Source organism: Acidovorax sp. FJL06, assembly GCF_003852545.1.
In the GTDB taxonomy this organism is placed as follows: Bacteria; Pseudomonadota; Gammaproteobacteria; order Burkholderiales; family Burkholderiaceae_C; genus Acidovorax.
Map to the genome: position 1 here is coordinate 123,788 of NZ_QAJR01000011.1, position 25,802 is coordinate 149,589.

At 64.5% G+C, this 25,802-nt stretch carries 25 protein-coding genes; 23 read left to right on the plus strand and 2 right to left on the minus strand.

From position 1 onward, the window contains the following. Positions 1–83: 83 nt before the first annotated feature. Both DBV10_RS07200 and DBV10_RS07205 read right to left on the minus strand, forming a co-directional pair. Positions 84–1,616: a diguanylate cyclase gene (locus tag DBV10_RS07200; RefSeq protein ID WP_124512030.1), complete on the minus strand. Its 1,533-nt coding sequence runs from the start codon at positions 1,614–1,616 to the stop codon at positions 84–86. Positions 1,617–1,732: 116 nt separating this feature from the next. After that, entirely contained in the window at positions 1,733–2,707 is a 975-nt protein-coding gene (locus DBV10_RS07205) for an NADPH:quinone oxidoreductase family protein (protein ID WP_124512032.1), read from the minus strand. A 151-nt stretch (positions 2,708–2,858) separates the two neighbouring features. Here DBV10_RS07205 and surE point away from each other — a divergent pair, with 151 nt between their 5' ends. The 23 genes from surE (at position 2,859) to DBV10_RS07320 (ending at position 25,737) form a co-directional block, all read left to right on the plus strand. Next, positions 2,859–3,659 (plus strand): 5'/3'-nucleotidase SurE, encoded by an 801-nt coding sequence (surE, locus tag DBV10_RS07210; RefSeq protein WP_124512034.1) that lies wholly within the window; start codon positions 2,859–2,861, stop codon positions 3,657–3,659. Beyond that, positions 3,659–4,447: a protein-L-isoaspartate(D-aspartate) O-methyltransferase gene (locus DBV10_RS07215; protein ID WP_124512036.1), complete on the plus strand. Its 789-nt coding sequence runs from the start codon at positions 3,659–3,661 to the stop codon at positions 4,445–4,447. The genes surE and DBV10_RS07215 overlap by 1 nt, the downstream gene beginning before the upstream one ends. 12 nt (positions 4,448–4,459) lie before the next feature. Beyond that, positions 4,460–5,377 carry a peptidoglycan DD-metalloendopeptidase family protein gene (locus DBV10_RS07220; RefSeq protein WP_124512038.1) on the plus strand — a complete coding sequence of 306 codons (918 nt, stop codon included), beginning with the start codon at positions 4,460–4,462 and terminating at the stop codon, positions 5,375–5,377. A 5-nt stretch (positions 5,378–5,382) separates the two neighbouring features. Further along, a complete protein-coding gene (locus DBV10_RS07225) occupies positions 5,383–6,423 on the plus strand; it encodes an RluA family pseudouridine synthase (RefSeq protein ID WP_124512040.1) in 1,041 nt (346 codons plus the stop codon). 150 nt (positions 6,424–6,573) lie between these two features. Then, positions 6,574–7,332 (plus strand): SMC-Scp complex subunit ScpB, encoded by a 759-nt coding sequence (gene scpB, locus DBV10_RS07230; RefSeq protein ID WP_124512042.1) that lies wholly within the window; start codon positions 6,574–6,576, stop codon positions 7,330–7,332. Next, entirely contained in the window at positions 7,332–8,930 is a 1,599-nt protein-coding gene (locus DBV10_RS07235) for a pseudouridine synthase (protein ID WP_124512044.1), read from the plus strand. Before scpB ends, DBV10_RS07235 begins: the two co-directional genes overlap by 1 nt. Positions 8,931–9,019: 89 nt before the next feature. After that, the gene (gene ndk / locus DBV10_RS07240; RefSeq protein WP_124512046.1) at positions 9,020–9,445 is read left to right on the plus strand and encodes a nucleoside-diphosphate kinase; all 426 of its coding nucleotides are present in this window, start codon (positions 9,020–9,022) and stop codon (positions 9,443–9,445) included. Between the two features lie 87 nt (positions 9,446–9,532). After that, positions 9,533–10,645, plus strand: coding sequence for a 23S rRNA (adenine(2503)-C(2))-methyltransferase RlmN (gene rlmN / locus DBV10_RS07245; protein ID WP_124512048.1), 1,113 nt, complete (start codon positions 9,533–9,535; stop codon positions 10,643–10,645). A gap of 36 nt (positions 10,646–10,681) precedes the next feature. Beyond that, entirely contained in the window at positions 10,682–11,515 is an 834-nt protein-coding gene (pilW, locus tag DBV10_RS07250) for a type IV pilus biogenesis/stability protein PilW (protein ID WP_124512050.1), read from the plus strand. Further along, positions 11,508–12,437 (plus strand): helix-turn-helix domain-containing protein, encoded by a 930-nt coding sequence (locus DBV10_RS07255; protein WP_124512052.1) that lies wholly within the window; start codon positions 11,508–11,510, stop codon positions 12,435–12,437. The genes pilW and DBV10_RS07255 overlap by 8 nt, the downstream gene beginning before the upstream one ends. Before the next feature lie 13 nt (positions 12,438–12,450). Further along, on the plus strand, positions 12,451–13,707 hold the full coding sequence (gene ispG / locus DBV10_RS07260; protein WP_124512095.1) for a flavodoxin-dependent (E)-4-hydroxy-3-methylbut-2-enyl-diphosphate synthase: 1,257 nt from the start codon (positions 12,451–12,453) through the stop codon (positions 13,705–13,707). Positions 13,708–13,827: 120 nt separating this feature from the next. Then, a complete protein-coding gene (gene hisS, locus DBV10_RS07265; protein ID WP_124512097.1) occupies positions 13,828–15,123 on the plus strand; it encodes a histidine--tRNA ligase in 1,296 nt (431 codons plus the stop codon). A 25-nt stretch (positions 15,124–15,148) separates the two neighbouring features. After that, on the plus strand, positions 15,149–15,835 hold the full coding sequence (locus tag DBV10_RS07270; protein WP_124512054.1) for a tetratricopeptide repeat protein: 687 nt from the start codon (positions 15,149–15,151) through the stop codon (positions 15,833–15,835). Between the two features lie 2 nt (positions 15,836–15,837). Continuing rightward, complete coding sequence (gene bamB / locus DBV10_RS07275) at positions 15,838–17,004, plus strand: outer membrane protein assembly factor BamB (RefSeq protein WP_124512056.1); 1,167 nt, start codon at positions 15,838–15,840, stop codon at positions 17,002–17,004. A gap of 13 nt (positions 17,005–17,017) precedes the next feature. Then, positions 17,018–18,361 (plus strand): ribosome biogenesis GTPase Der, encoded by a 1,344-nt coding sequence (gene der / locus DBV10_RS07280; RefSeq protein ID WP_124512058.1) that lies wholly within the window; start codon positions 17,018–17,020, stop codon positions 18,359–18,361. 105 nt (positions 18,362–18,466) lie between these two features. Beyond that, on the plus strand, positions 18,467–18,721 hold the full coding sequence (gene hfq / locus DBV10_RS07285) for an RNA chaperone Hfq (protein ID WP_124512060.1): 255 nt from the start codon (positions 18,467–18,469) through the stop codon (positions 18,719–18,721). A gap of 111 nt (positions 18,722–18,832) precedes the next feature. Then, on the plus strand, positions 18,833–19,960 hold the full coding sequence (hflX, locus tag DBV10_RS07290; protein WP_124512099.1) for a GTPase HflX: 1,128 nt from the start codon (positions 18,833–18,835) through the stop codon (positions 19,958–19,960). A 53-nt stretch (positions 19,961–20,013) separates the two neighbouring features. Beyond that, positions 20,014–21,384 carry an FtsH protease activity modulator HflK gene (gene hflK, locus DBV10_RS07295; RefSeq protein ID WP_124512062.1) on the plus strand — a complete coding sequence of 457 codons (1,371 nt, stop codon included), beginning with the start codon at positions 20,014–20,016 and terminating at the stop codon, positions 21,382–21,384. Between the two features lie 9 nt (positions 21,385–21,393). Beyond that, positions 21,394–22,302 carry a protease modulator HflC gene (gene hflC, locus DBV10_RS07300; RefSeq protein ID WP_124512064.1) on the plus strand — a complete coding sequence of 303 codons (909 nt, stop codon included), beginning with the start codon at positions 21,394–21,396 and terminating at the stop codon, positions 22,300–22,302. Positions 22,303–22,327: 25 nt separating this feature from the next. Further along, positions 22,328–22,510: a DUF2065 domain-containing protein gene (locus DBV10_RS07305; RefSeq protein ID WP_124512066.1), complete on the plus strand. Its 183-nt coding sequence runs from the start codon at positions 22,328–22,330 to the stop codon at positions 22,508–22,510. 89 nt (positions 22,511–22,599) lie between these two features. Next, on the plus strand, positions 22,600–23,748 hold the full coding sequence (locus DBV10_RS07310) for an ATP phosphoribosyltransferase regulatory subunit (protein ID WP_124512068.1): 1,149 nt from the start codon (positions 22,600–22,602) through the stop codon (positions 23,746–23,748). A gap of 27 nt (positions 23,749–23,775) precedes the next feature. After that, the gene (locus DBV10_RS07315; RefSeq protein WP_124512070.1) at positions 23,776–25,152 is read left to right on the plus strand and encodes an adenylosuccinate synthase; all 1,377 of its coding nucleotides are present in this window, start codon (positions 23,776–23,778) and stop codon (positions 25,150–25,152) included. A gap of 60 nt (positions 25,153–25,212) precedes the next feature. Continuing rightward, the gene (locus DBV10_RS07320) at positions 25,213–25,737 is read left to right on the plus strand and encodes a phosphoribosyltransferase (protein ID WP_124512073.1); all 525 of its coding nucleotides are present in this window, start codon (positions 25,213–25,215) and stop codon (positions 25,735–25,737) included. Positions 25,738–25,802 lie beyond the last annotated feature (65 nt).

Consider the following 25,802-nt stretch of genomic DNA (forward strand, 5'->3'; position numbering starts at 1 on the left):
CCGCCGCGCAAGGGCCGCCCCGCCGCGCTGGCGGCGTCTCCCTCTGGGGGTAAGGCGCCGAAGGCGACTCAGGGGGGAGGCAATCACGCCGCCATCACCCGGTTCTTGCCCGAGCGTTTGGCGAGGTACATGGCCTGGTCGGCGCGCACGATGGCGTCGGTGCTGCTTTCGCTGTCGCCCAGCTGGGCCACGCCCGCGCTGAAGGTGATGAGGACTTTCTCGCTGCCTTGCAGGAAGAAGCGGGTGGTCAGCTCGCGCTGCAGCCGTGTCATGGCGGCCACGCCGGCTTCGACCGCTGTGTCGGGCAGCACGATGACGAATTCTTCGCCGCCATAGCGCGCCAACAGGTCCTGCGGCCGCATGACTTCGCGTGTGACCTGGGCCAGGTGCACCAGCGCCGCGTCGCCGCCCGCGTGGCCCAGGCGGTCGTTGATGGTCTTGAAGTTGTCCACGTCCAGCAGCGCCAGGCACAGCGACGAGCCCAGGCGGCGGGCGCGGGCGATCTCGCGTTCCATGGCCTCGTCCAGGCCCTTGCGGTTGAGGCTGCCGGTGAGCGGGTCGTGCCGGGCCTGGGCGCTGGCACGGTCGAGTTCTTCCTGCAGCTTGGCCACTTCGGCGCGCTTGGCTTCGGTGCGCTCGCGCAGGTCCTGCAGTTCGTCATGCGCCACGCGGCTGTCCAGCGCCATGGCGCGGGTGGCGCTCATCACCTCCTGCAGCACGGGGGCGATGTCCTGCAGTGTGTTGGCCTTGCCGATGAGGTCGGCGCAGCGCTCCATCGTGCCCTGGTAGCTGGTGCTGGAGGCGGTGATCTTGGCCAGCCGTTCGATGAAGGTGGCGAGCATGTCCTTCATCTGCTCTTGCGCTTCGAGCGTGCGGGCCTTGGCCTCGGTCTGCTTGAAGATCACGTCCTTGAGGCGGCGCTGCACGTCGTCGAGCCGGCGCAGGGTGAGCGGCGGGGTCGAGGCGGTCATCAGCGCCTCGGCCTGGCCGTGCAGCCAGCGGTCGTCCACGCTGAGCACGGCGATGTTCTCGAAGATCATGTGCAGCAGCTCCAGCAGGCTGGTGCGGATGGCGGCCTGGTCTTCGGTGGCAAACGACAGCCGGTAGGTGAAGTTGCCCAGCATGAGTTGCGCCGTGGCCACGGGGGGCGCTGGCTCGCGCAGGAAGGTGATGAGCTGCTGCGCCATCTCGATCACGCGGGCGTCGTCTTCGCCCAGCGCAGGCAGGGTGTTGTCGATGAGGCGCGCCAGCGTCTCGGCCAACTCGGATGGCAGCTCGCCCAGGGCCGTGGGGGCATCGGCGGTTTCGATGGGGGTGGATGTGGTGGCGTGCAGGCCCAGGTTGGCGTAGCCCACCATCACGCTTTGCAGCGAGGTCCAGTCCTTGGTGATGATGGCCCGTTCAAATTGCGTGAGCAGGCGCTTCTGGGCCGGGGTCTGGGCGGGCAGCACCCGCTGGATGCCGCTCAGCGGCCCTTCGGGGAAGGGCTGTGGGCTGCGGGTGCCCGCAATTTCGTCGTACAGCGCCAGGTAGTGGTCGGGGGTGGGCTGCAACCGGCGCGCCGCCAGTTGTTTGAGTGTCTCGCGCGCGATCTCGGAGGGTAGTCGGTCGGCCATGGGAGGGCACCAGTGTCAGGAGGGGCGGGAAGGCGCAAGTGTGACACAGCGAACGACTTTTTTGGGCGTGCGGCGCGCGGTCTGCCGGGCGCCGCCCGCCCGGGGCAGCCGTGGGCTCAGTTCACCATCACGAGCTTGCCCATCACGCCGCGCGAGCCCATGTGGGCGTAGGCGGCGGGCAGCTCGGCCATGGGCATGGTGCGGTCGATCACGGGCTTGATCTTGCCCTGGGCATACCACTGGGCCAGTTCGCCCATCATGGCCGCGTTGGCCTTGGGCTCGCGCTTGGCAAAGTCGCCCCAGAACACGCCCACGATGGACGCGCCCTTGAGCAGCGCCAGGTTGAAGGGCAGCGCGGGGATGGGGCCCGAGGCAAAGCCCACCACCAGGTAGCGGCCGCGCCAGGCGATGGAACGGAACGCGGGCTCGGCAAAGTCGCCGCCCACGGGGTCGTAGATCACGTCGGGGCCCTTGCCATCGGTGAGCGCCTTGATGGCGTCGCGCAGGTTGTCCTTGCTGTAGTTGATGGTGGCATCGGCGCCGATGGAGGTGCACAGCGCACATTTCTCGTCGCTGGAGGCGGCGGCAATCACCCGGGCGCCCATGGCCTTGGCGATCTGGATGGCCGAGGTGCCCACGCCACCCGCAGCGCCCAGCACCAGCACCGTCTCGCCCGCCTTGAGCTGGGCGCGGTCCACCAGCGCGTGGTAAGACGTGGCGTAGATCATGATGAAGGCGGCGGCATCCACATGCGAGAAGCCGTCGGGCAGGGGCATGCACAGCGCGGCGGGTGCAATGGTGTGCGTGCCGAAGCCGCCCGTGCCCGACAGGCAGGCCACGTTCTGGCCGGCCTTGAGGTGCGTGACGCCATCGCCCACGGCGGCCACCACGCCCGCGTATTCGGAGCCGGGCACAAAGGGCAGCGGCGGCTTCATCTGGTACTTGTTCTGCACGATGAGCAGGTCGGGGAAGTTCAGGCTGGCGGCCTTGATCTCGATGAGCACCTCGCCCGCCTTGGGGGCCGGCGTGGGCAGTTCGGTCCAGGTCAGGGCGTCAACGCCGACGGGGTTGGTGCAAAGCCAAGCGTGCATGGGATAGGTCTCCTGTCAATGTTGGGGCGCATGATAGGCCGGGGTGCCCAGGGCCTGTTGTCCCACGAGCGACGGGCCTGGTGCGCGCCGTGCCCCGGCAGCGCGCGCAGGGGCGCCCCACCTACAATCCGTTGCAACCTCTGCTGCAACCATGAAAATTCTGATTTCCAACGACGACGGCTACCAGGCCCCAGGCATCGTGGCCCTGCATGACGCACTCAAGACCCTGGAGGGCGTGGAGGTGGAGGTGGTCGCGCCCGAGCACAACAACAGCGCCAAGTCGAACGCGCTGACCCTGCATTCGCCGCTGTACGTCCATCGGGCGGCCAACGGCTTTCGGTATGTGAATGGAACCCCGGCCGACTGCGTGCACATCGCGCTGACCGGCTTGCTGGGCTACCGGCCCGATCTGGTGGTGTCTGGCATCAACAATGGCGCCAACATGGGCGACGACACCATCTATTCGGGCACGGTGGGCGCGGCGATGGAGGGCTATCTGTTCGGCATCCCCGCCATCGCGTTTTCGCAGGTGGACAAGGGCTGGGGCGAGCTGGAGGCCGCCGCCGCCAAGGCCCGTGAGATCGTGGCGCAGATGCGTGCCCAGGGCCTGGTGAACGAGACCCCCTGGCTGCTGAATGTGAACATCCCCAACATGCCGCTGGATGCGCTGCGGCCCCTCAAGTGGTGCCGCCTGGGGCGCCGCCATGCGGCCGAGCGCGTGATCGTGCAGGAAAGCCCGCGTGGCGAGGCGATGTACTGGATCGGCGGGGCGGGGGCCGCCAAGGACGACGCCGAAGGCACGGACTTTCATGCCACGGCGCAGGGCCATGTGTCCATCACGCCGCTGAAGGTGGACCTGACCGACCACGGCAGCCTGGGCGCCTGGGCGCAGACGGCATCCCGGCTGGTGGCGGGGGGCGGGGCAGGGGCGGATTCCGCCCCGGGCGTGTGATGCAGCGCCGCCCTGGGTTTCCGGCCCGGCTGCCGGGCACGGGCAGCGCCGGCGCCAGGCCGGTGGCGCAGGGGCCGGTCCCTGCCTCTGCGTTGGCCGGGCGCAAGCCGGTGGTGGCTGCGCCGGTCGGGGTGGGGCTGGATTCTTCGGCGGTTCGCGCCCGCATGGTGCAAAAGCTCGCGGCGGGCGGGATCACCGCGGCCCCCGTGCTGCAGGCCCTGGGTGCGGTGGAGCGCCACCGGTTTGTGGACACGGCCCTGGTCAACCAGGCCTATGAAGACACCAGCCTGCCCATCGGGCTGGGCCAGACCATCTCCAAGCCCAGCGTGGTGGCGCGCATGTGCGAGTTGTTGCTGGGGGCCGAGGGCGCGCGCTCCGGCGGCCTGGGCCGGGTGCTGGAGATCGGCACGGGCTGCGGCTACCAGGCGGCGGTGCTGAGTCTGCTGGCCCGGGAGGTCTACACGCTGGAGCGGCTGCGTGGCCTGCACGACCGGGCCCGCGATAACCTGCGCCCTTTCCGGTTGGCCAATGTGCACCTGCTGCTGGGCGATGGCATGCTGGGCTATGCCAAGGGGGCCCCCTACGCCGCCATCATTGCCGCTGCGGGTGGCGATGCCGTGCCCCAGGCCTGGTGCGACCAGTTGGCCGTGGGGGGGCGGCTGGTGGCGCCCATGGCGCTGTCGGGTGGGCAGCAGATGTTGCTGGTGATCGACAAAACCCCGCACGGATTGAAACAAAACGTGCTCGAGCCGGTGCATTTTGTCCCCCTAAAATCGGGGATTGCGTAAAGGGAATTGCTTATGTTCGTATCGCGTGGTCTTGTGGTGGGGTTTACCGTGGCAATGGCGGGGCTGGTGCTCTCCGGCTGTGGCACCCGCATGAACAAGGCTCCTGTGGAAGATCGGGGCACCTCCACCTCTTCTGCGCCCGCGCAGGCTGGTCAGCCTGGCGTGGTGGTGGGCACCCCCATCAAACCGCTGCCCGGGGCTGAGAATGCCGGCAAGCCAGGCTACTACACGGTCAAGCCGGGGGATACCCTGATTCGCATCGGGCTGGAGTCCGGCCAGAGCTGGAAAGACCTTGCCCGCTGGAACAACCTCGAAAACGCCAACCTCATCGAAGTGGGGCAGGTGCTGCGCGTGGCCCCCCCCACGGCCGCCGTGGCAGCCACGGCCGTGGCCTCCGACAACGGGGTGGTGACGCGGCCTGTGACCTCGTCCACCGTGGCGCCGGCCAGCGCGCCCGCCACGGCTGCCAGCGCCGCAAAACCCGCAGCATCGGCGGCCCCTGGCACGGTGGTCGCCGTTGCGCCGGCTACGCCGGCACCAGCAGTGGCCTCTGCGGGGGAGGATGACATCGCCTTCATCTGGCCGGCGTCGGGTTCGCTGATTGCGGGCTTCGACGAGGCGCGCAACAAGGGCTACGACATCTCCGGCAAGGCGGGCGAGCCCGTGCTGGCCGCTGCCGATGGCCGCGTGGTGTATGCCGGTGCAGGCCTGCGCGGCTATGGCAACCTGGTGATCCTGAAGCACAACAACACCTTCCTCACGGCCTATGCGCACAACCAGTCGCTGCTGGTCAAGGAGGACCAGGCCGTGCGCAAGGGCCAGAAGATCGCCGAGATGGGCAACACCGACGCGGACCGCGTCAAGCTGCACTTTGAAATCCGCCGGCAAGGCAAGCCCGTGGACCCCTCGCGCTACCTGCCGGCGCGTTGATCCCGATGGTGGCTGACCTGCCGCAGGACGGCGATGGCAGTGCGGCCGGGGCGCCTGCCGAGGCGGGCGATGACCTACTCGCCGATGAGTCGGAAGCGCTGGTCGATGCCGGCAGCGAAATGCGCCACATGCTGGTGGCGGCGCCGCAGCATGCCGCCCGCCTGGACAAGGCGCTGGCGGACTTGGTCCCTGAGTTCTCCCGCAGCTATTTGCAGCAGTTGCTGGCGCAGGGGCTGGTCAGCCTCAATGGCAAGCCCGTGCTCAAGGCGGCCACCCGCGTCAAGGCCGGTGACCAGCTGGTCCTGGAAATGCGGCCCACGCTGCAGAGCCAGGCGTTCCGGCCCGAGCCCATGGCCATTGACGTGGTGTATGAGGATGCGCACCTGCTGGTCGTGAACAAGCCTGCGGGCCTGGTGGTGCATCCGGCGCCGGGCAACTGGAGCGGAACCTTGCTCAACGGCTTGCTGGCCCGGGACGAGAAAGCCCTGCGGGTTCCGCGTGCCGGCATCGTGCACCGGCTGGACAAGGACACCAGCGGCCTCATGGTGGTGGCGCGGGACCGCGCCACCATGGATGCGCTGGTGGCGTTGATTGCCGAGCGCAAGGTCAAGCGCCAATACCTTGCCATGGCGCATGGCGCCTGGACGGGGCCCAAGAACCGGTCGGTCGATGCTCCCGTCGGGCGCGATCCGCGCAACCGGCTGCGCATGGCCGTGGTGGACTTGGCGCTGCATGCCGGAAAATCCGCGCGCACCGACGTGCTGTGGCTGGACGGAACCGACCAGGGCTGCTGGGTGCAATGCACCTTGCACACGGGCCGGACCCACCAGATCCGGGTGCACATGGCATCGCTCAGGCATCCGCTGGTGGGCGACAGCCTGTACGGCGGCGCGCCCCTGGGGAGCATGCAGCGGCAGGCGCTGCATGCCTACCGCCTGGCCTTTGTGCACCCGGTGACGGGCAAGCCGCTGGAGTTCCATGCACCGGCGCCCGAGGACATGCAGCGGGCACTGTCTTCCTGGGGGCTGGGCTACAATGCGCCCTGACGGCCAGATCGGCCCCCTGCCCGAAGACGGAATCCCGCCGGGCCCTTGCGCCGCGCCAACGCCTTTGCACTGCGCGCCATTTTGATTGCCCCCTGCTGTTGATGTGACACCCGTTGCAACGCGTGGCACTTTTCCAGGAATCGCTGAACCATGAACACGGTGGATGCCAAAAGGGTCCTCGAAACTGCGCTGATCTGCGCGCAGCAGCCTGTGCCTGTGCGCGAGCTGCGGGTGCTTTTCAATGATGCATTGGGGTCCGACACGCTCAAGCTCTTGCTGCAGGAGCTGCAGCTGGACTGGGCGCAGCGCGGGGTGGAGTTGGTGCAGGTGGCCACGGGCTGGCGCTTCCAGAGCCGCCCAGAGATGCGGGAGTATCTCGACCGGTTGCATCCCGAGAAGCCCCCGCGCTATACGCGGGCCACCATGGAGACGCTGGCCATCATTGCGTACCGCCAGCCGGTGACGCGGGGCGACATCGAGGACATCCGTGGCGTGACCGTCAACAGCCTGATCATCAAGCAATTGGAGGACCGGGGCTGGGTCGAGGTCATCGGGCACCGGGAAACCGTGGGGCGCCCAGCGCTGTTTGCAACCACCCGCCAGTTTCTGGATGACATGGGGCTGCAGTCGCTGGACCAGTTGCCGGTTTTGGACGACCCCACTGGCAATGCGAATGTGCTGGAGGCCATGGCTGCCGCTGCCCAGGGCGTGATCGAGCCAGAGCTGGAGCCGGTGTTGGAGCCCGAAACGGTGGCTGCGGAGCCCGCGGCTGAACTGCAGCCGGTGCCCGTTTCTTCCGTGGCAGCGCGTGGAAATGCGCCGCTCGTGGATGATTTTTTTAATGACACGGAGACGGACCTCCGTGGCGACCATGTGGATACCCCGGACGGTATCCAGGGAAACATTTGATGAACGATTCGACCCCCGACAATCCGGGTGCAACGCCAGAGGCTGGCGCTGCCGATGTGGCTGCGCCAGCCAAGAAACCCGCCGTGAAGCGCGCGCCGCGCAAGAAAGCTGCGTCTGCTTCGGCGGAGGTGGCGGGGGCTGTTGTGGTGGATTCCGACGTGGCTGTGGCGGCTCCTGCCGCCGTGGCAACTGCGGAGCTGCCGGTTCAGGCCGAGGTGCCTTCCGCTGCCGAGGCGGTCGTGGATGCCGAGCCCATGGCCGCCGGGACGGACGCGCCCGAGGCCGACGGCCCCGCGCCGCGTGGTGAACGCAAGGGCCAGGCGCAGGCGGAGCCCCGGGGGCGCTCGCCCCGTACCGAAGGGGCTGGCCGTGACAAGCGCAAGTCCGCGCCTGTGGCGGAGGGTTACCAGTTTGAAGATGTGGTGTCGGGCCGCTTTGACGAGGATGATGCCTCGACAGAGGTTGTACCTGCCAAGCGGGTTTTGTTGCCCCAGGTGGAAACGCCCAAGCTCCACAAGGTGCTGGCCCAGGCGGGGTTGGGGTCGCGGCTTGAGATGGAGCAGCTCATCCTGGAAGGGCGCATCTCTGTGAACAATGAGCCGGCCCACATTGGCCAGCGCATCCAGTTCGGAGACCAGGTCAAGGTCAATGGCAAGCCCATCCGTTACCGCATCGACCCGCCACCCGCGCGCGTGATTGCGTACCACAAGCCCGTGGGCGAAGTGGTGACCCATGACGACCCGCAAAACCGGCCAACCGTCTTTCGCAAGCTGCCCCGGCTGATGCAGGGCAAGTGGCAGTCCGTGGGGCGGCTGGATCTGAACACCGAAGGGCTGCTGCTGTTCACCAGCTCGGGTGAGCTGGCCAACAAGCTCATGCACCCCCGTTTTGGCCTGGAGCGTGAGTACGCCGTGCGTGTGCTGGGTGCGCTCAGCAACGAAGAAAAGCAGAAGCTGCTGGACGGCGTGCGCCTGGACGACGGCATGGCGTCCTTTGGCTCCATCGAAGACGGCGGCGGCGAGGGGTCCAACTGCTGGTATCGGGTCACCATTTCCGAAGGGCGCAACCGCGAGGTGCGCCGCATGATGGAATCGGTGGGGCATGCCGTGAGCCGCCTCATTCGCATCCGCTACGGTGCCATGGTGCTGCCCCGTGGCCTCAAGCGTGGTGCCTGGTTGGAGCTGGACGACAGCGATATCCGGGCCCTCGTCCAGGCGGCGGGCGCGGGTCGCCCAGAATCGGCCGAAGGCCGTGCAGAAGAGGGCCCCGGGGCTGGCGGGCGCGGTGGCAATGGCAATGCGCGCAACCGCGGCCGTGGCGGCCCCCGTGCAGGAGATGGCCCACGCCGGGACCTGTCCCAGGGCGGTGGCGGTGCTGCGGGGCCGCGTGGCCAGAAGCCCCGCCGTGACGGCGGCGGGCAAGGGCAGGGCGCGCGCGGCAACAACAATGCTGCGGGTGGCGATCGCCAGCGCGGCTCTGCGCAACCCGATCCGATGAAAACCTCCGTGGGCTATATCGGTGTGGACAGCCTGTCGCGGCATCGCCAGGACAAACGCCGGCCAGGGGGTGGAGGCCCCCGGCGTGGCGGCGGGCGTTGATCCGGCACCGGGCTTCCACGGTTAGAATCGAGGGCTTTGTCCAGTGGGCAAACGAATCACAGCAACATTATTCATTCAGGAAAATCAACATGGCAATCGAACGCACCCTCTCCATCATCAAGCCCGACGCAGTGGCCAAGAACGTCATCGGTCAGATCTACGCACGCTTTGAAGCCGCTGGCCTCAAGGTCGTGGCTGCCCGCATGGTGCACCTGTCGCGCCTGGAAGCCGAGCAGTTCTACGGCGTGCACAAGGCACGTCCCTTCTTCAAGGACCTGGTGGACTTCATGATCTCCGGCCCCGTGATGATCCAGGCCCTGGAAGGCGAAAACGCCATTCTGAAGAACCGCGAACTGATGGGCGCCACGGACCCCAAGAAGGCAGAAGCCGGCACCATCCGCGCTGACTTCGCTGACAGCATCGACGCCAACGCCGTGCACGGCTCCGACGCCGCCGAAACGGCTGCCGTGGAAGTGGCCTTCTTCTTCCCTGGCCTGAACATCTACTCGCGTTGATATGGTGATCCCCATGCCTGTTCCCGCAACCGTGGGATGTCTGCGCCATGGGGACGGTTGCGCCCGACCCATCGGAGGGTCGGCGCAATGACCACCAACCTGCTGGAATTTGATCTCGACGGCCTCGCAGCTTTCTGTGAGCAGCTGGGCGAGAAACGTTTTCGTGCGACCCAGCTGTTCCGCTGGATCCACCAACGTGGCGCGAGCAACTTCGACGCCATGAGCGACCTGGCCAAGGCCTTGCGCGACAAGCTCAAGGGCTGTGCCAAGGTCGAAGCCCTGCCGGTCGTTTCCGAACATGTTTCGTCGGATGGCACGGTGAAGTGGCTGTTTGATGTGGGCGATGGCAATGCGGTCGAGGCCGTTTTCATCCCCGAGGATGACCGCGGAACGCTCTGCGTGTCATCGCAGGCCGGGTGCGCCGTGGGTTGTCGCTTTTGCTCCACTGGGCACCAGGGCTTCAGCCGCAACCTGACCACGGGCGAGATCCTGGCCCAGCTGTGGTTTGCCGAACACTCCCTGCGCCAACGCCTCAACACCGAAGACCGCGTGATCTCCAACGTGGTCATGATGGGCATGGGCGAGCCGCTGCAGAACTATGCGGCCTTGGTGCCGGCCTTGCGCGTGATGCTGGACGACCATGGTTATGGGTTGTCGCGCCGGCGTGTGACGGTGTCCACATCGGGTGTTGTGCCCATGATGGACCGGCTCTCGCAGGACTGCCCTGTGGCTTTGGCGGTGTCGCTGCATGCACCGAACGATCCCCTGCGCGACAACCTGGTGCCGCTCAATCGCAAGTACCCGATCCATGAGCTGCTGGAGGCCTGTGGCCGCTACCTAGCCCATGCGCCCCGGGATTTCATCACGTTTGAATACTGCATGCTCGATGGTGTGAACGACCAGCTGGAGCATGCGCAGCAACTCATCGAGCTGGTCAAGCGCTCCGGGGTGCGCTGCAAATTCAACCTGATCCCCTTCAATCCGTTTCCCGCGTCAGGTCTCTTGCGGTCGGCGCAGAATCAGGTCCTTGCTTTTGCCAAGGTTTTGAGCGACGCCGGTATTGTCACAACGGTACGCAAGACCCGGGGCGATGATATCGACGCAGCCTGTGGGCAGTTGGCGGGCGATGTCAAGGACCGCACCCGTGCCGCAGAGCGCATGGCAAAGCAGCGCACAATCGTGCTCAAACCGGTGACTTGATCAGCAGGCGATCGGCAAACTACAAGGAGGCTCTACATGGCGGGATTGGTTGGACGCTGGCAGCATTTTGGCCGCTGGACACTCACGGCATGCAGTGCGGTGGTTTGCATGGTGGCGCTTCAGGGGTGTGCCACCAACAGCGCGTCTGCCGTCAGCGATGCGGATGCCGGTTTCGTGACGCCCTCCGATGAGCCAGAAACACGGCGCCGCGCGCGCATCCGCCTGGAGCTGGCCTCCAACTATTTCGAGATGGGGCAGACGGCGGTCGCCCTGGATGAGGTCAAGCAGGCTCTGGTGGCCGATCCGACCTATGCCGATGCGTTCAACCTGCGTGGCCTGATCTTCATGCGGCTGAACGACCTCCCACAGGCAGAGGACAGTTTCCGCCGTGCCATGGCGCTGCGCGGCAGTGATTCCAATTTGCTGCACAACTATGGCTGGCTGCTGTGTCAGCAGCAGAAGTTTGCGGACGCGGACCAGTATTTTGGCCGGGCGATTGCCAATCCGGCCTACACGGCGCGTGGCAAGACGCTGATGGCGCGCGGGCTCTGCCAGTCCAGCGCTGGCCAGTTCGCCGAAGCGGAGCAGTCGTTTCTGAAGGCCTATGAAATGGATGCGGCCAATCCAGTGGTGGGTTACCACCTGGCCTCTCTGCTGCTGCGGCGCAGTGACCTGACCCGGTCGCAGTTTTACATTCGCCGCCTCAACAACAGCGAGTTTGCGAACTCCGAGTCGTTGTGGCTGGGCATAAAGGTGGAGCGCGCCTTGGGCGACTCCGTGGCAATGCGGCAACTGGCGGGCCAGTTGCGCAAGCGGTTCCCGGATTCGCGGGAGTTGGGTGCTTACGAACGCGGGGCTTTCAATGAGTGAGGTTGTGGAGAGTGGTGGGTTGACGGCGGGTGGGATGCTTCGGGAGGCCCGCCTGGCGTCTGGAATGCACATTGCGGCCCTGGCCGTGGCACTGAAGGTGCCAGTCAGCAAGCTGGAGGCCCTGGAGGCCGACAACTTTACCGTGTTGCCTGACACCGTATTTGTGCGGGCCCTGGCGTCCAGCGTGTGCCGGACCCTCAAGGTGGATCCCGCGCCCATCCTGTCCTTGTTGCCGCAAAGCCCGAGTCCGCGCCTGTCTGCCGACAGTGCGGGGATCAATGCGCCGGTCAAGGGCAGTGGGGCCAAGTCTGCGGTGTCTTCGTCCTCGTTTTCGGGGGGCGGGGCCACATCGAGGTCGGTGGGTTTTGTGGTGCTCGCTTTGTTGGTGGGGGCTCTGGCGTTGTATTTCTTCCCTCGGCATGAGGGGGAGGAAACGGTGTCCAGTGCCGGGCCGGTGCCTGCCGCCGCCCCCGACGCCGTGCCGGCTGGAGCGGCGGAGGTGCCTGTGGCTGCTGCAACGTCTGCAGTGGCTGAGCGGCCCTCGGAGATTACCGCGCCTGTCCTGGCCGCAGTGGCAGCCCCTGCTGCGCTCACCGTGACGCCCGCGCCGGTGCCCGCAGTGGCCGTGGCCTCTGCGGTGGCGCCCGCCGTGGTGGCCAGTGCCGCGTCGGCGGCCGATGCGGCGACAGGCACGCTGGTGCTGCGCGCGCGCAGTGCCTCCTGGGTGCAGGTGAAGGATGCTACGGGGGCTCTGGCTTTGCAGCGCAACCTGGCTGCAGGCGAGTCCGTGGCAGTGTCTGCGCTGCCCCCGCTGGCGGTGGTGGTGGGGCGTGCCGATGCGACGGAGGTGATCGTCCGTGGCAAGCCGTTCGATCTGGCCGCTGTGTCGCGCGAGAACGTCGCGCGTTTTGAGGTGAAGTAGCGTGCAGAACCCTTTGCGTGATTTTGGCCCGGTTGCGGTCGCTGCTCCCTTGCCCCGCCGTTCGCGCCAGGCGAAGGTGGTCTGGGGGTCCCGGATTGTCACCGTGGGGGGCGATGCGCCGGTGCGCGTGCAATCCATGACCAACACGGACACGGTGGATGCCATTGGCACGGCGATCCAGGTCAAGGAACTGGCCCAGGCCGGTTCGGAGTTTGTCCGCATTACCGTGAACACCCCCGAGGCTGCCGCCGCAGTGCCCTACATCCGCGAGCAGCTGGACCGCATGGGCGAGAGCGTGCCATTGGTGGGGGACTTCCACTACAACGGGCACCGTCTTCTCACGGATTTCCCGGACTGCGCGCAGGCGCTGTCCAAGTACCGGATCAACCCGGGCAATGTGGGCAAGGGCGACAAGAAGGACAAGCAGTTCGGCCAGATGATCGAGGCCGCCGTGCGCTGGAACAAGGCCGTGCGCATCGGGGTGAACTGGGGCAGCCTGGACCAGGAACTGCTCGCCAGCCTGATGGACGCCAACAGCCAGCGCGCGCAGCCCTGGGAGGCGCGGCAGGTGATGTACGAGGCACTGATTACCTCGGCCATCGAGTCGGCCCGGCAGGCCGAGGCCATGGGCCTCTCTGGCGACCAGATCATCCTGTCGTGCAAGGTCAGCGGTGTGCAGGACCTGATCGCCGTCTACCGCGAACTGGCACGCCGTTGTGACTACGCGCTGCACCTGGGCCTGACCGAAGCGGGCATGGGTACCAAGGGCACGGTCGCATCCAGCACGGCGCTGGGGATTTTGCTGCAGGAGGGCATTGGCGACACCATCCGTGTATCGCTCACGCCCCAGCCCGGCGAGGCCCGCACCCAGGAAGTCGTGGTTGCGTCCGAGATCCTGCAATCGCTGGGCCTGCGCGTGTTCGTGCCCAGCGTCACGGCCTGCCCGGGCTGTGGCCGCACCACCAGCACCACATTCCAGGAGCTGGCCAAGCAGATCGACGACTACCTGCGCGCGCAAATGCCCGTGTGGCGGGTGCGCTACCCGGGGGTGGAAGGCATGAAGGTGGCCGTGATGGGCTGCATCGTCAACGGCCCCGGCGAGAGCAAGCATGCGGACATCGGCATCAGCCTGCCCGGCACGGGCGAGGCCCCGGCGGCGCCCGTGTTCATTGACGGCGAAAAAGCCCTGACGCTGCGTGGTGAGCGCATTGCCGAAGAGTTCCATGCCCTCGTCGAGCGGTATGTCGAACGCCGCTACGGCGGTCATTGATTTGCTATAAAAACAAGAGCTTGTCGCGCTTTCCCAATAAGCGCTGAAGCCCCATTTCATTCAAAGATTCAGGAAAATACCGCAGTGAGCAAAGTGCAGAAGCTGAGCGCCGTCAAAGGCATGAACGACATCCTGCCCGCCTCGGTGCCGCGCACCGAGAAGCTGCCGACGGCCGTCCGCTGGCAGTGGTTCGAGGCGGCGGTGCGCAAGGTGCTCGCCCGCTATGGCTACCAGTACCTGCTGACGCCCATCGTCGAGCCCACGGCGCTGTTCGTGCGGGGGCTGGGTGAGGTGACGGACATCGTGGAGAAGGAGATGTACTCCTTCACCGATTCGATGAACGGCGACAAGCTCACCCTGCGCCCCGAGGCCACCGCCGGCATCGTGCGCGCCATGGTTGAGCACAACGCGCTCTACAACGGCCCGCTGCGCGTGTGGACGCAAGGCCCCATGTTCCGCCACGAGCGTCCGCAAAAGGGCCGCTATCGCCAGTTCAACCAACTGGATGTGGAAGCCCTGGGCTTTGCCGGGCCGGATGTCGATGCGGAAATCATCTTGGTCGCCCGTGCGCTGTGGCGCGAGCTGGGCCTGGTCGAAGGCCAGCATGTGCGCCTGGAAATCAACAGCCTGGGCCAACCCGCTGAACGCCGTGAGCACCGCGAGGCACTGATCCGTTACTTCGAGCAGCACCAGGACCAACTGGACGAAGAAGCCCGCCGCCGCCTGCACAGCAACCCGTTGCGCATCCTGGACAGCAAGAACCCGGCGATGCAGGCATTGAATGAAGCCGCGCCCCAGCTCATGGATTTCCTGGGCGACGCTTCGCGCGCCCACTTCGATGCCGTGCGTGCCACGCTGGAGGCCGTGGGCCTGGAATACCGCGTGAACCCGCGCCTGGTGCGCGGCATGGACTACTACAACCTGACCGTGTTCGAGTGGGTCACCGACCAATTGGGCTCGCAAGGCACGGTGTGCGGCGGCGGGCGCTATGACGGCCTGATCGAACAACTGGGCGGCAAGAGTGCGCCGGCCGTGGGCTTTGGCCTGGGCATCGAGCGCCTGCTGCTGCTGGCCGATGAGCTGGATCTGCCCATGCCTTCCGCTGCGGCGGATGTCTACGCCATCGTGCCCCCCGGCACGCCGCTGGTTCCCGTGATCACCACGCTGGAGGCGCTGCGCGCCGCAGGGTTGGATGTGGTGCAGCACGCGGGTGGTGCGGAAGGTCCGGGGAGCATGAAATCGCAATTCAAGAAGGCCGATGCCAGCGGCGCGCGCCATGCGCTCATCTTCGGCGAGGATGAGCTTGCGCGCGGCCAGGTGACCGTCAAGGCCTTGCGCGACGGCGGCGGCGTGCAAGCCGAGCACCCGCTGGCCGATGTGGCGCAGTGGGCCGCCACCCTACAATCCAACGCTTAATCCGAATACAGAACCGCTGACTTCTATGGCCAATCATCTCGATCTCGAAGAACAAGAGCAGCTTGACCAACTCAAGCACTTCTGGAACACCTGGGGCACGCTCATCAGTTCGGTGGTGCTTGTTGTGGCGGGCGGTGCCGCCGCATGGAACGGTTACCAGTATTGGCAGAACCGGCAGGCAACCCAGGCCGCCGCACTCTTTGATGCGGTGGATGTGGCTGCCCGATCAGGCGACAAGACGCGCCTGGAGCAGGCCTTTGGCGACCTGAAGTCCAAATACGCGAGCACCACGCAGGCGGGCCAGGCAGGGCTGGCTGTTGCCAAGGCCCTGCAAGAGGCTGGCAATGCCGATGGCGCCAAGGAAGCGCTGGGCTGGGTTGCCGAGCAATCGTCGGACGACGGCCTCAAGGCGCTGGCGAAATTGCGCCTGGCTGGCGTGCTGATGGACCAGAAAAATTACGACGAGGCGCTCAAGCAGGTGTCTGGCAGTTTCCCGCCCGAGTTCGCCTCCGTTGCTGCAGACCGCAAGGGCGATGTGCTGCTGCTGCAGGACAAGCGCCAGGAAGCCATCGCTGAATACACCAAGGCCTACAAGGGTTTTGAAGAAGGCGTCGAGTACCGGCGCCTGGTCGAGATCAAGTTGAATGCGCTGGGCGTTTCGCTCCAAGCTGCGACCGTGGCCGCAGCCGCCTCCACCGTAGAAACCAAGTAAACATGACGTTGACTCCACATGCGGTGTCTGGCCGCTCTTCTTTTTTGCGTGGCACTGCGTTGGTGGTGTTGGCTGCGTCGCTCGCGGGCTGCTCGCTGTGGAACGGCGGCGGCAGTGCGAAGCCCGCGCCGGCCGATTTGGGGGCGAACGTTGCAGTCCTGGGGGTCCGGCAGGTCTGGACGGCCCGCGTGGGCAATGTTGCCGGTCTGCCCTTGGAGGTGCATGCTGCAGGCAATGTGGTGACCGTGGCCTCCTCGGATGGCGTGGTGACCGCGATGGATGCGCGCACCGGGGGCGATGTCTGGCGCGTGGCGTTGGGAGAGCCGCTGTCGGCGGCGGTCGGCAGCGACGGCAAGTCGGCCGCCGTGGTCTCGCGCGGCAATGCCCTGATCGTGCTGGAGTCTGGCCGCGAACGGTGGCGTGAAACCCTGGCTGCCCAGGTCTTTACACCGCCTTTGGTGGCTGGTGGGCGTGTTTTCGTTCTGGCGGCGGACCGCTCGGTCTCGGCCTATGACGCCACCACGGGGCGGCGCCTGTGGGCGCAGCAGCGCCCCGGTGAGCCCCTGGTGCTGCGGCAGGCCGGCGTGTTGCTGGCGGTGGGAGACACCCTGGTGGTCGGCCTGTCGGGCCGCCTGGTGGGTTTGAATCCTGACAATGGCAGTGTGCGCTGGGAGGCGCCTTTGGCCAGCGCACGGGGTACGAATGATGTGGAGCGCCTCGTCGAGTTGGTGGGGCGCACCAGCAAAGTTGGCGACAGCGTGTGCGCGCGTTCGTTCCAGGCGGCGGTGGGTTGTGTGAACACGGCCCGGGGCTCCGTCGTCTGGACGCAGCCCGCCAGCGGTGCAGAAGGCGTCCATGGGGATGCGGATGCACTTTTTGGCGTCGAAAGCAATGGCACGGTGGCCGCCTGGCGCCGGAGCGATGGCGCGCGCCTGTGGGGCAGCGACCGGCTCAAGCACCGCAAGCTGACAGCGCCGCTGTTGCTGGGGCGCTCTGTGGTGATCGGTGACGACACCGGCTTGGTCCACTTGTTGTCCCGCGCCGATGGCGCGCCTCTCAACCGCATTGCCACGGACGGTTCTGGCATTGCGGCAGCACCTGTTGTTGCAGCCGACACCTTGGTGGTCGTCACCCGCAACGGCAGTATTTACGGATTCCGTCCAGATTGATCGGTTGTATTCAATGAAGCCAGTTATCGCCCTCGTGGGGCGTCCGAATGTCGGCAAATCCACGCTTTTCAACCGCCTGACCAAGTCGCGCGATGCCATCGTGGCCGACTTTGCCGGGCTCACGCGTGACCGGCATTACGGCAATGGCAAGCAGGGCAAGCACGAGTACATCGTCATCGACACGGGGGGGTTCGAGCCCGACGCTTCGAGTGGTATTTACCGTGAGATGGCCAAGCAGACCCAGCAAGCGGTGGCCGAGGCCGACGTGGTCGTGTTTGTGGTCGATGCCCGTGCGGGCCTGTCCGCGCAAGACCACGACATTGCCAACTACCTGCGCCGCCTGGGCAAGCCCTGCGTGCTGGTGGCCAACAAAGCCGAAGGCATGGTGCAGGGCGTTCAACTGGCAGAGTTTTATGAGCTGGGGCTGGGCGAGGTCTATCCGGTGTCGGCTGCGCACGGGCAAGGTACCCGTGGTTTGGTGGACCTGGCCCTTGAGCCACTGCATTTGCCGGAACCCGAGGAAGCGGATGCCGCTGCCGACAAGGGTGTCATCAAGCTGGCCGTGGCGGGCCGCCCCAACGTGGGCAAGTCCACCCTGATCAACACCTGGCTGGGTGAAGAGCGGCTGGTTGCGTTTGACATGCCGGGGACCACCCGTGACGCGATCACGGTGCCGTTTGAGCGCAACGGCCAGCGGTTTGAGCTGGTGGACACCGCCGGTCTGCGGCGCAAGGGCAAGGTGTTCGAGGCGATCGAGAAGTTCTCGGTGGTCAAAACGCTGCAGGCAATCGAGTCTGCGAACGTGGTGCTGCTTTTGCTGGATGCGACCCAGGGGGTGACGGACCAGGACGCCCACATCGCCGGCTATATCCTGGAGAGTGGCCGCGCTGTGGTTGTGGCGGTGAACAAATGGGATGCCGTGGATGACTACCAGCGCCAGCAGCTGGAGCGCTCCATCGAGACGCGATTGGCGTTCCTGAAATTCGCGTCGATGCATTTCATCTCCGCCAAGAAGCGCCAGGGCCTTGGTCCGCTCTGGACATCCATTGCCCAAGCGCACCGGGCGGCGACCTGCAAGATGTCCACGCCGGTGCTCACGCGCCTGCTCCTGGAAGCCGTGCAATTCCAGAGCCCGAAGCGGGCCGGCATGTTCCGCCCCAAGATGCGTTATGCGCACCAGGGCGGCATGAACCCACCGGTGATCGTGATTCACGGGAACTCGCTGGAGCATGTGACGGATGCCTACAAGCGCTTCCTGGAAGGGCGATTCCGGAAGGAGTTTGACCTGGTGGGCACACCGCTCAGAATCGAGATGAAGACCTCCCACAACCCGTTCGCCGACAAGGACGAGGAATAAACAAAGTCGCGAGTTGAGAAGGGCCATGCCTGAACCTGTCAGGGTGGGGCCTAGGCTGTGGTAAGGTGCTGGTTTACAACAACATTTTTGAACACGGAGAATATCGTGAGCAATAAAGGCCAGCTTTTGCAAGATCCCTTCCTCAACGCCCTGCGTCGGGAGCATGTGCCAGTCTCCATTTACTTGGTAAACGGTATCAAGCTGCAGGGGCAGATCGAATCGTTTGACCAGTACGTGGTCTTGCTGCGCAACACAGTGACCCAGATGGTCTACAAACATGCGATCTCGACCATTGTCCCGGGTCGCGCGGTTAATTTCTCTACAGCAGATACCCCTGATGCCGACAGCAGCAACCCTTGATTGGTTGCCGTTTGCTCGCCGGTTTTCGTTTTTGAGTCAGGTGGTAGAAAAGGGCGGCCCGCTTTGAGTTCGGCTACGCCCCTTCAGGCAGGCACCGCTCCGGTATTGCTGGTGGGGGTGGACTTTGGTCTGCCTCACTTCGATGCTGAACTGGAAGAACTGGGCCTGCTGGCCCAGACTGCAGGCATGCAGCCGGTGGCACGCATCACCTGCAAGCGCAAGGCGCCGGATGCGGCGCTGTTTGTCGGCAGCGGAAAGGCCGATGAAATTCGTGCCCTGGCCCAGATGCATGGCGCCGTGGAAGTGCTGTTCGACCAGTCCCTGAGCCCCGCCCAGCAACGCAACCTGGAACGCCACATCGAGCTGCCGGTCAATGACCGCACACTGCTGATCCTGGAAATTTTTGCCCAGCGTGCGCGCAGCCATGAGGGAAAGCTGCAGGTGGAGCTTGCCAAGCTGCAGTACGTGAGCACCCGCCTAGTGCGGCGCTGGTCGCACCTGGAGCGTCAAACCGGCGGGATTGGTGCCCGGGGTGGCCCCGGCGAAAAGCAGATTGAGCTGGATCGCCGCATGATTGGCGATGCCATCAAGCGCACGCGGGAGCGCCTGGTCAAGGTCAAGCGCCAGCGGTCCACGCAACGCAGACAGCGCGAGCGGCGGGATACCTTCAATATCTCGCTGGTCGGTTACACCAACGCGGGCAAATCCACGCTTTTCAATGCCCTGGTCAAGGCCCGCGCCTATGCGGCTGACCAGCTGTTTGCAACTCTCGACACCACGACCCGCCAGTTGTATCTGGCCGATGCGGGGCGATCTGTCTCGTTGTCCGATACGGTGGGTTTTATCCGGGACCTCCCGCACGGCCTGGTGGATGCTTTCCAGGCCACGTTGCAAGAGGCGATTGACGCAGATCTGCTGCTGCATGTGGTGGATGCGTCCAATGCCGACTTCCCAGAGCAGATGGCGCAGGTCGAACGTGTTCTGCATGAAATCGGCGCCGCCGATATTCCACAGATCTTGGTGTTCAACAAACTGGATGCGCTCCCCCCCGAGCGGCGCCCGCCGGATTTGCAGGATGAGTACGAGGTGGCAGGGCATCTGCTGCCCCGTCTGTTTGTGAGTGCCCGGTCGGGCGAAGGGCTCGACAACCTGCGCCAGGCGCTGTCGACCAAGGTGCTGGCCACGCAGTTGGACATGACCCCAGGTGATGCCGTTGAATTGCCGGATGCCATGCCTTGATTGGGCACAATGACGGACTGATTGACCCCATCCGAGAACCAGAGACTTTGCGCATGAATTTCCAAAACCGCACCCTACGCTGGGCTTTGCTGCCAGAACGTATTCGGGGCATGTTCAATCTGAATGACCCCCGCTGGGGACGTGGTGAGGACAAATCGGAAGAGGGGGGACGGCCTGATGATCGACCGGGCTCACCTCAGAACGGCCCCCGGGGGGGCGACCAGCGCCCTGGCAGCGGCCAGCAGCCGCCGGATCTCGATGAACTCTGGCGAGACCTGAATCGCAAGCTGGGTGGTCTGTTTGGTGGGAAGAATGGTGGATCGCGTGGGCCCGGCAATGGCGGGGGCTCGGGTGGTGGATTCCAGCCTGACATGAAGAGCGCAGGGGTGGGTGTCGGCCTGATTGCCGGCATTGTTTTTGTGATCTGGATGGGGACGGGTTTCTTCATCGTCCAGGAAGGCCAGCAGGCCGTCATTACCCAGTTTGGCAAGTACAAGAGCACCGTGGGTGCGGGTTTCAATTGGCGCCTGCCGTATCCCATCGAACGCCATGAGCTGGTTTTTGTGACCCAGATCCGCTCCGCAGACGTGGGCCGCGACACCGTCATCAAAAGCACGGGCCTGCGGGAGTCCGCCATGCTCACCGAAGACGAAAACATCGTCGAAATCAAGTTCGCCGTGCAATACCGCCTGAGTGATGCGCGGGCGTGGCTGTTTGAGAGCAAGAATCCGTCGGACGCGGTGGTCCAGGCCGCCGAGACGGCCGTGCGGGAGGTGGTGGGCAAGATGCGCATGGACACGGCCTTGGCTGAAGAGCGCGACCAGATCGCCCCTCGGGTTCGTGCGCTGATGCAGACCATCCTGGATCGCTACAAGGTGGGTGTGGAGGTGGTGGGCATCAACCTGCAGCAGGGCGGGGTTCGCCCGCCCGAGCAGGTGCAGGCATCGTTTGATGATGTCCTGAAGGCGGGCCAGGAGCGTGAACGTGCCAAGAACGAAGCGCAGGCCTACGCCAATGACGTGGTGCCGCGTGCGGTGGGGTCGGCTTCGCGCCTGAATGAAGAAGCCGCCGCTTACAAGGCGCGCATCGTGGCCCAGGCCCAGGGTGACGCGCAGCGTTTTTCTTCGGTGCTGGCCGAGTACCAGAAGGCTCCGCAGGTCACGCGCGACCGCATGTACCTGGACACCATGCAGCAGATTTACGGCAGTGTGACCAAGGTGCTTGTGGAGTCTCGCCAAGGCTCCAACCTGCTGTATCTGCCGCTCGACAAGATCATGCAAAGCGTGGCAAGTGGCACGGGGGCTCTGGATGCTCCTGCCGCCGGTGCAGCGCCCACTGTGGTGCCTGCCGCACCTGCAGCCAATTTCTCCAATGATCCCCGGGCGCGCGACTCCAATCGCACCCGTGAACGTGAATCTCGCTAGGAGTAGTTCGTGAACAGAGTCGGATTTATTGCATCCACTTTCCTGGTGGTGCTTGCTCTCATGAGCTCAATGCTTTTTGTGGTGGACCAGCGGCAGTTCGGTGTTCTCTATGCGCTGGGGCAGATCAAAGAGGTGATCACCGAGCCTGGCCTCAATTTCAAGCTGCCGCCGCCGTTCCAGAACGTGACGTACATTGACAAGCGTCTCCTGACGCTGGACAGCACGGACACCGAGCCCATGCTGACGGCTGAAAAGCAGCGTGTGGTGATCGACTGGTACGTGCGCTGGCGCATCTCCGAGCCTACGGAGTACATCCGCAACGTGGGCCTGGATGAGAGTGCTGGTGCCATGCAGCTGAACCGGGTGGTGCGCAACGCCTTCCAGGAAGAGATCAACAAGCGCACGGTCAAGGAGCTCCTGTCCGTCAAGCGCGAGGCCCTGATGGCGGACGTGAAGCGTGAAGTGCTCGACACGGTCCGCGGTGCCAAGCCCTGGGGGGTGGATGTGGTGGACGTTCGGATCACCCGCGTGGACTATGTGGAAGCGATCACGGAATCCGTGTATCGACGCATGGAGGCTGAACGCAAGCGCGTGGCCAACGAACTGCGCTCCACTGGGGCGGCTGAGGGTGAAAAGATCCGTGCGGATGCGGATCGCCAGCGTGAGATCACGATTGCCAATGCATACCGGGACGCCCAGAAGGTAAAGGGCGAAGGCGATGCAGAGGCTGCCCGTGTTTATGCGGACGCCTTTGGGCGTGACCCGCAGTTTGCGCAGTTTTACCGCAGCCTGGAAGCCTACAAATCCAGCTTCAGCAAGAAAAGCGATGTCATGGTGCTGGACCCGTCTTCATCCGATTTTTTCAAGGTCTTCCGTGGTGGTGCGCCTGCCGCAGCCCAGGCGGCTCCCCGCAAGTAAATTGCGTGGGCGTTGAGTCGTGGGCATGACCTGGGAGAGTCTCTGGACTGCGCTGGCCTTGGTCCTGCTGATTGAAGGTTTATTGCCCTTTTTCTCGCCGCAGGGCTGGAAGCGCACCGTCCAGCAGATTGCCCAGCTGCAAGATGGCCAGATACGTTTTTTTGCGTTTTTGGCCATCGTTGCAGGCCTGTTGATACTCTGGCTCTAACGGTTGTCATTAGGCGTTGCTAGAGATTCTTTGGGTGCTCTTGGCAGGTGCCGGTAGAATCACGGTTTTAACAGCCTCCCCTTTTCTCCATGTCTGCTTGGGTCCTCCCGGATCACATTGCCGATGTCTTGCCGTCTGAAGCCCGGCACATCGAAGAATTGCGTCGCGGGCTGCTTGATACAGCCCGTTGCTATGGCTATGAGCTGGTCATGCCGCCGCTGATGGAGCACCTTGAGTCGCTCTTGACGGGAACCGGCGAAGCGCTGGACCTCCAGACTTTCAAGCTGGTCGATCAGCTCTCGGGTCGTTCCATGGGGCTGCGGGCGGATACCACGCCCCAGGTGGCTCGGATTGATGCCCACCTGCTCAACCGCAAAGGAGTGACACGCCTGTGTTACTGCGGGCCGGTGCTGCATACCCGCCCCGACCGCCCCCATGCCACCCGTGAGCCACTGCAGTTTGGCGCCGAGATTTATGGCCACTCTGGGGTAGAGGCCGATCTGGAGGCATTGCAGCTAGCCCGTGAATGCCTGCGCGTCGCCGAGGTCCGTGGCACCACGATTGATCTGGCCGATGTCCGCATCGTCCGCAGCCTTCTCGCCGGCGTCCATGTGGGCCCGCAGTTGCTGAGTGCGATCCACGCAGCCTTGGCTGCCAAGGACGCACAGGAGTTGAAGGCTCTGACCCTGGAGTTCCCGGCCCAGGCCCGTGAAGGCCTTCTGGCCTTGCTGCAACTCTATGGGGATTCCGCTGTTTTGGTTGAGGCCGAAAAAGCCCTCAAGCGTATTGCTGGTGTGCCAGAGGTGCTATCAAATCTGAAATGGCTTGCATCCCGCCTGGAAGGCGCGACAGTCACCTTTGATTTGGCCGATCTGCGTGGTTATGCCTATTACAGCGGTGCCCGGTTTGCGATTTATGCCCGTGGCGCCAGCGATGCACTGGTTCGCGGGGGCCGTTACGACGAAGTGGGTGCGGTGTTTGGCCGCAACCGACCTGCAGCGGGTTTCAGTCTGGACATCAAACAGGTGGTGGGCGTCGTGCCTCCGCGTGCATTGAAAGCCGCCATCCGGGCCCCCTGGGGTGAAGGTGCGGATGTGAATGCCGCTATCTCTGAGCTGCGCGCTGCAGGGGAGACCGTGGTATGTGTTTTGCCGGGGCATGGGAGTGAAGTGGATGAGTTCCACTGCGACCGTGAACTGGTCCAGGTTGCGGGCCGCTGGGTCGTGCAGGCTGTTTGAGCAATTGTCATTTGAATTGGGTTTGAGATGAAAGCAACCAAAGGTCGCAACGTAGTGGTGGTCGGTACCCAGTGGGGCGACGAAGGCAAGGGCAAGTTGGTCGATTGGCTGACGGAAAGTGCACAAGGCGTTGTACGTTTTCAGGGGGGGCACAACGCGGGCCACACGTTGGTGATCAACGGCGTGAAAACCGCACTGCACTTGATCCCGAGCGGCATCATGCGCCCAGGGGTCAAGTGCTACATCGGCAACGGCGTGGTGTTGTCGGCGGCGAAGCTGTTCGAAGAAATCGAGGGGCTGGAAAAAGCGGGCGTGGAAGTCCGCTCGCGCCTGCGGATCAGTGAGGCCTGCCCGCTGATCCTGCCTTTTCATGCTGCGATCGACGTGGCCCGCGAGGCTGTGCGGGAACAAGGTGGCACCGAGAAGATCGGTACCACCGGTCGCGGTATTGGCCCCGCCTATGAAGACAAGATCGCCCGCCGTGCCCTGCGTGTGCAGGACTTGAAATACCCCGAGCGTTTCGCATCCAAGCTGCGTGAACTGCTGGATTTGCATAACCACATACTTACCACTTACCTGGGCTCCGCAAAGTTCGTTTTTGGCGATGCGCTCAAGCCTTATATCCAGGACGGCAAGGTGCAGTTTGACGTGGTGTATGCCGAAGCCATGCGCCATGCCGAACTGCTCAAGCCCATGATGGCGGACGTGTCGCGTGAGCTGAATGACGCCAACCGGGCGGGTGCCAATCTTCTGTTTGAAGGTGCGCAAGGTACGCTGCTCGACGTGGACCATGGCACGTATCCCTATGTCACGTCGAGCAATTGCGTGGCGGGGAATGCGGCGGCAGGTTCTGGCGTGGGGCCTGGCCTGTTGCACTACATCCTGGGCATCACCAAGGCCTACTGCACGCGGGTGGGGGGCGGCCCATTCCCAACGGAGCTGGATTGGGAGGTTCCTGGAACTCCTGGCTATCACATGAGCACGGTAGGTGCGGAAAAAGGTGTGACCACGGGCCGCAGCCGCCGTTGTGGTTGGTTCGATGCTGCGCTGTTGAAACGCAGTGCGCAGGTCAACGGTCTCTCGGGTCTGTGCATCACCAAGCTGGATGTGCTTGATGGGTTGACCGAGCTGCTGTTGTGTACTGGTTACGAGCTGGATGGTGAACGCATCGATTTGCTGCCCATGGGTGCGGAGGACATCGCCCGTTGCACTCCCATCTATGAGGCGTTGCCAGGTTGGAGCGAATCCACCGTGGGGGTGACCGACTACGCAAAGCTGCCAGAAAGCGCTCGCCGTTATCTGGAGCGTATTGAGCAAGTGACAGGTGTCCCAATCGACATGATCTCGACCAGCCCAGATCGTGACCACACGATCATGATGCGTCACCCCTATGTCGCGGGTTGACCCTCGGGGTTGCCTTGTCTCTGTTGTCTTAGTAGCCACTACCTATTCAGGAGCCACTCCATGTTGACCGAAGACGGAAAACACCTCTATGTCAGTTACGACGAGTACCACAGTCTCATCGAGAAGCTGGCTCTCAAGGTGCACCAGTCGGGATGGGCATTCGATACGATTCTGTGCCTTGCCCGTGGCGGTCTGCGTCCAGGGGACATCTTGAGCCGCATTTTTGATAAACCCCTGGCCATCATGTCCACCAGCTCCTATCGGGCGGAGGCGGGCACTGTGCAGGGGCACCTCGACATTGCGCGCTTCATCACGACGCCGAAGGGTGAGATCGCCGGAAAGGTGTTGCTAGTGGATGACCTGGCCGATTCCGGGCACACGCTGCATGCGGTGATCAACATGCTCAAGACCAACTACGCGCCCATCACAGAGCTGCGCAGCGCCGTGATCTGGACCAAGGGGCTGTCAACGTTTACGCCGGACTACTCCGTGGAGTTTTTGCCAACGAACCCTTGGATCCACCAGCCGTTTGAAGGCTACGACAGCCTGGGCCCTGAAAAGCTGCTGGAGAAATGGCGGGTTTGATGTGAAGGCGAGAATTTTCGGAAAATTCTCGCCGAGATGGTCTGGACCATGCTATAGTCGAGGGC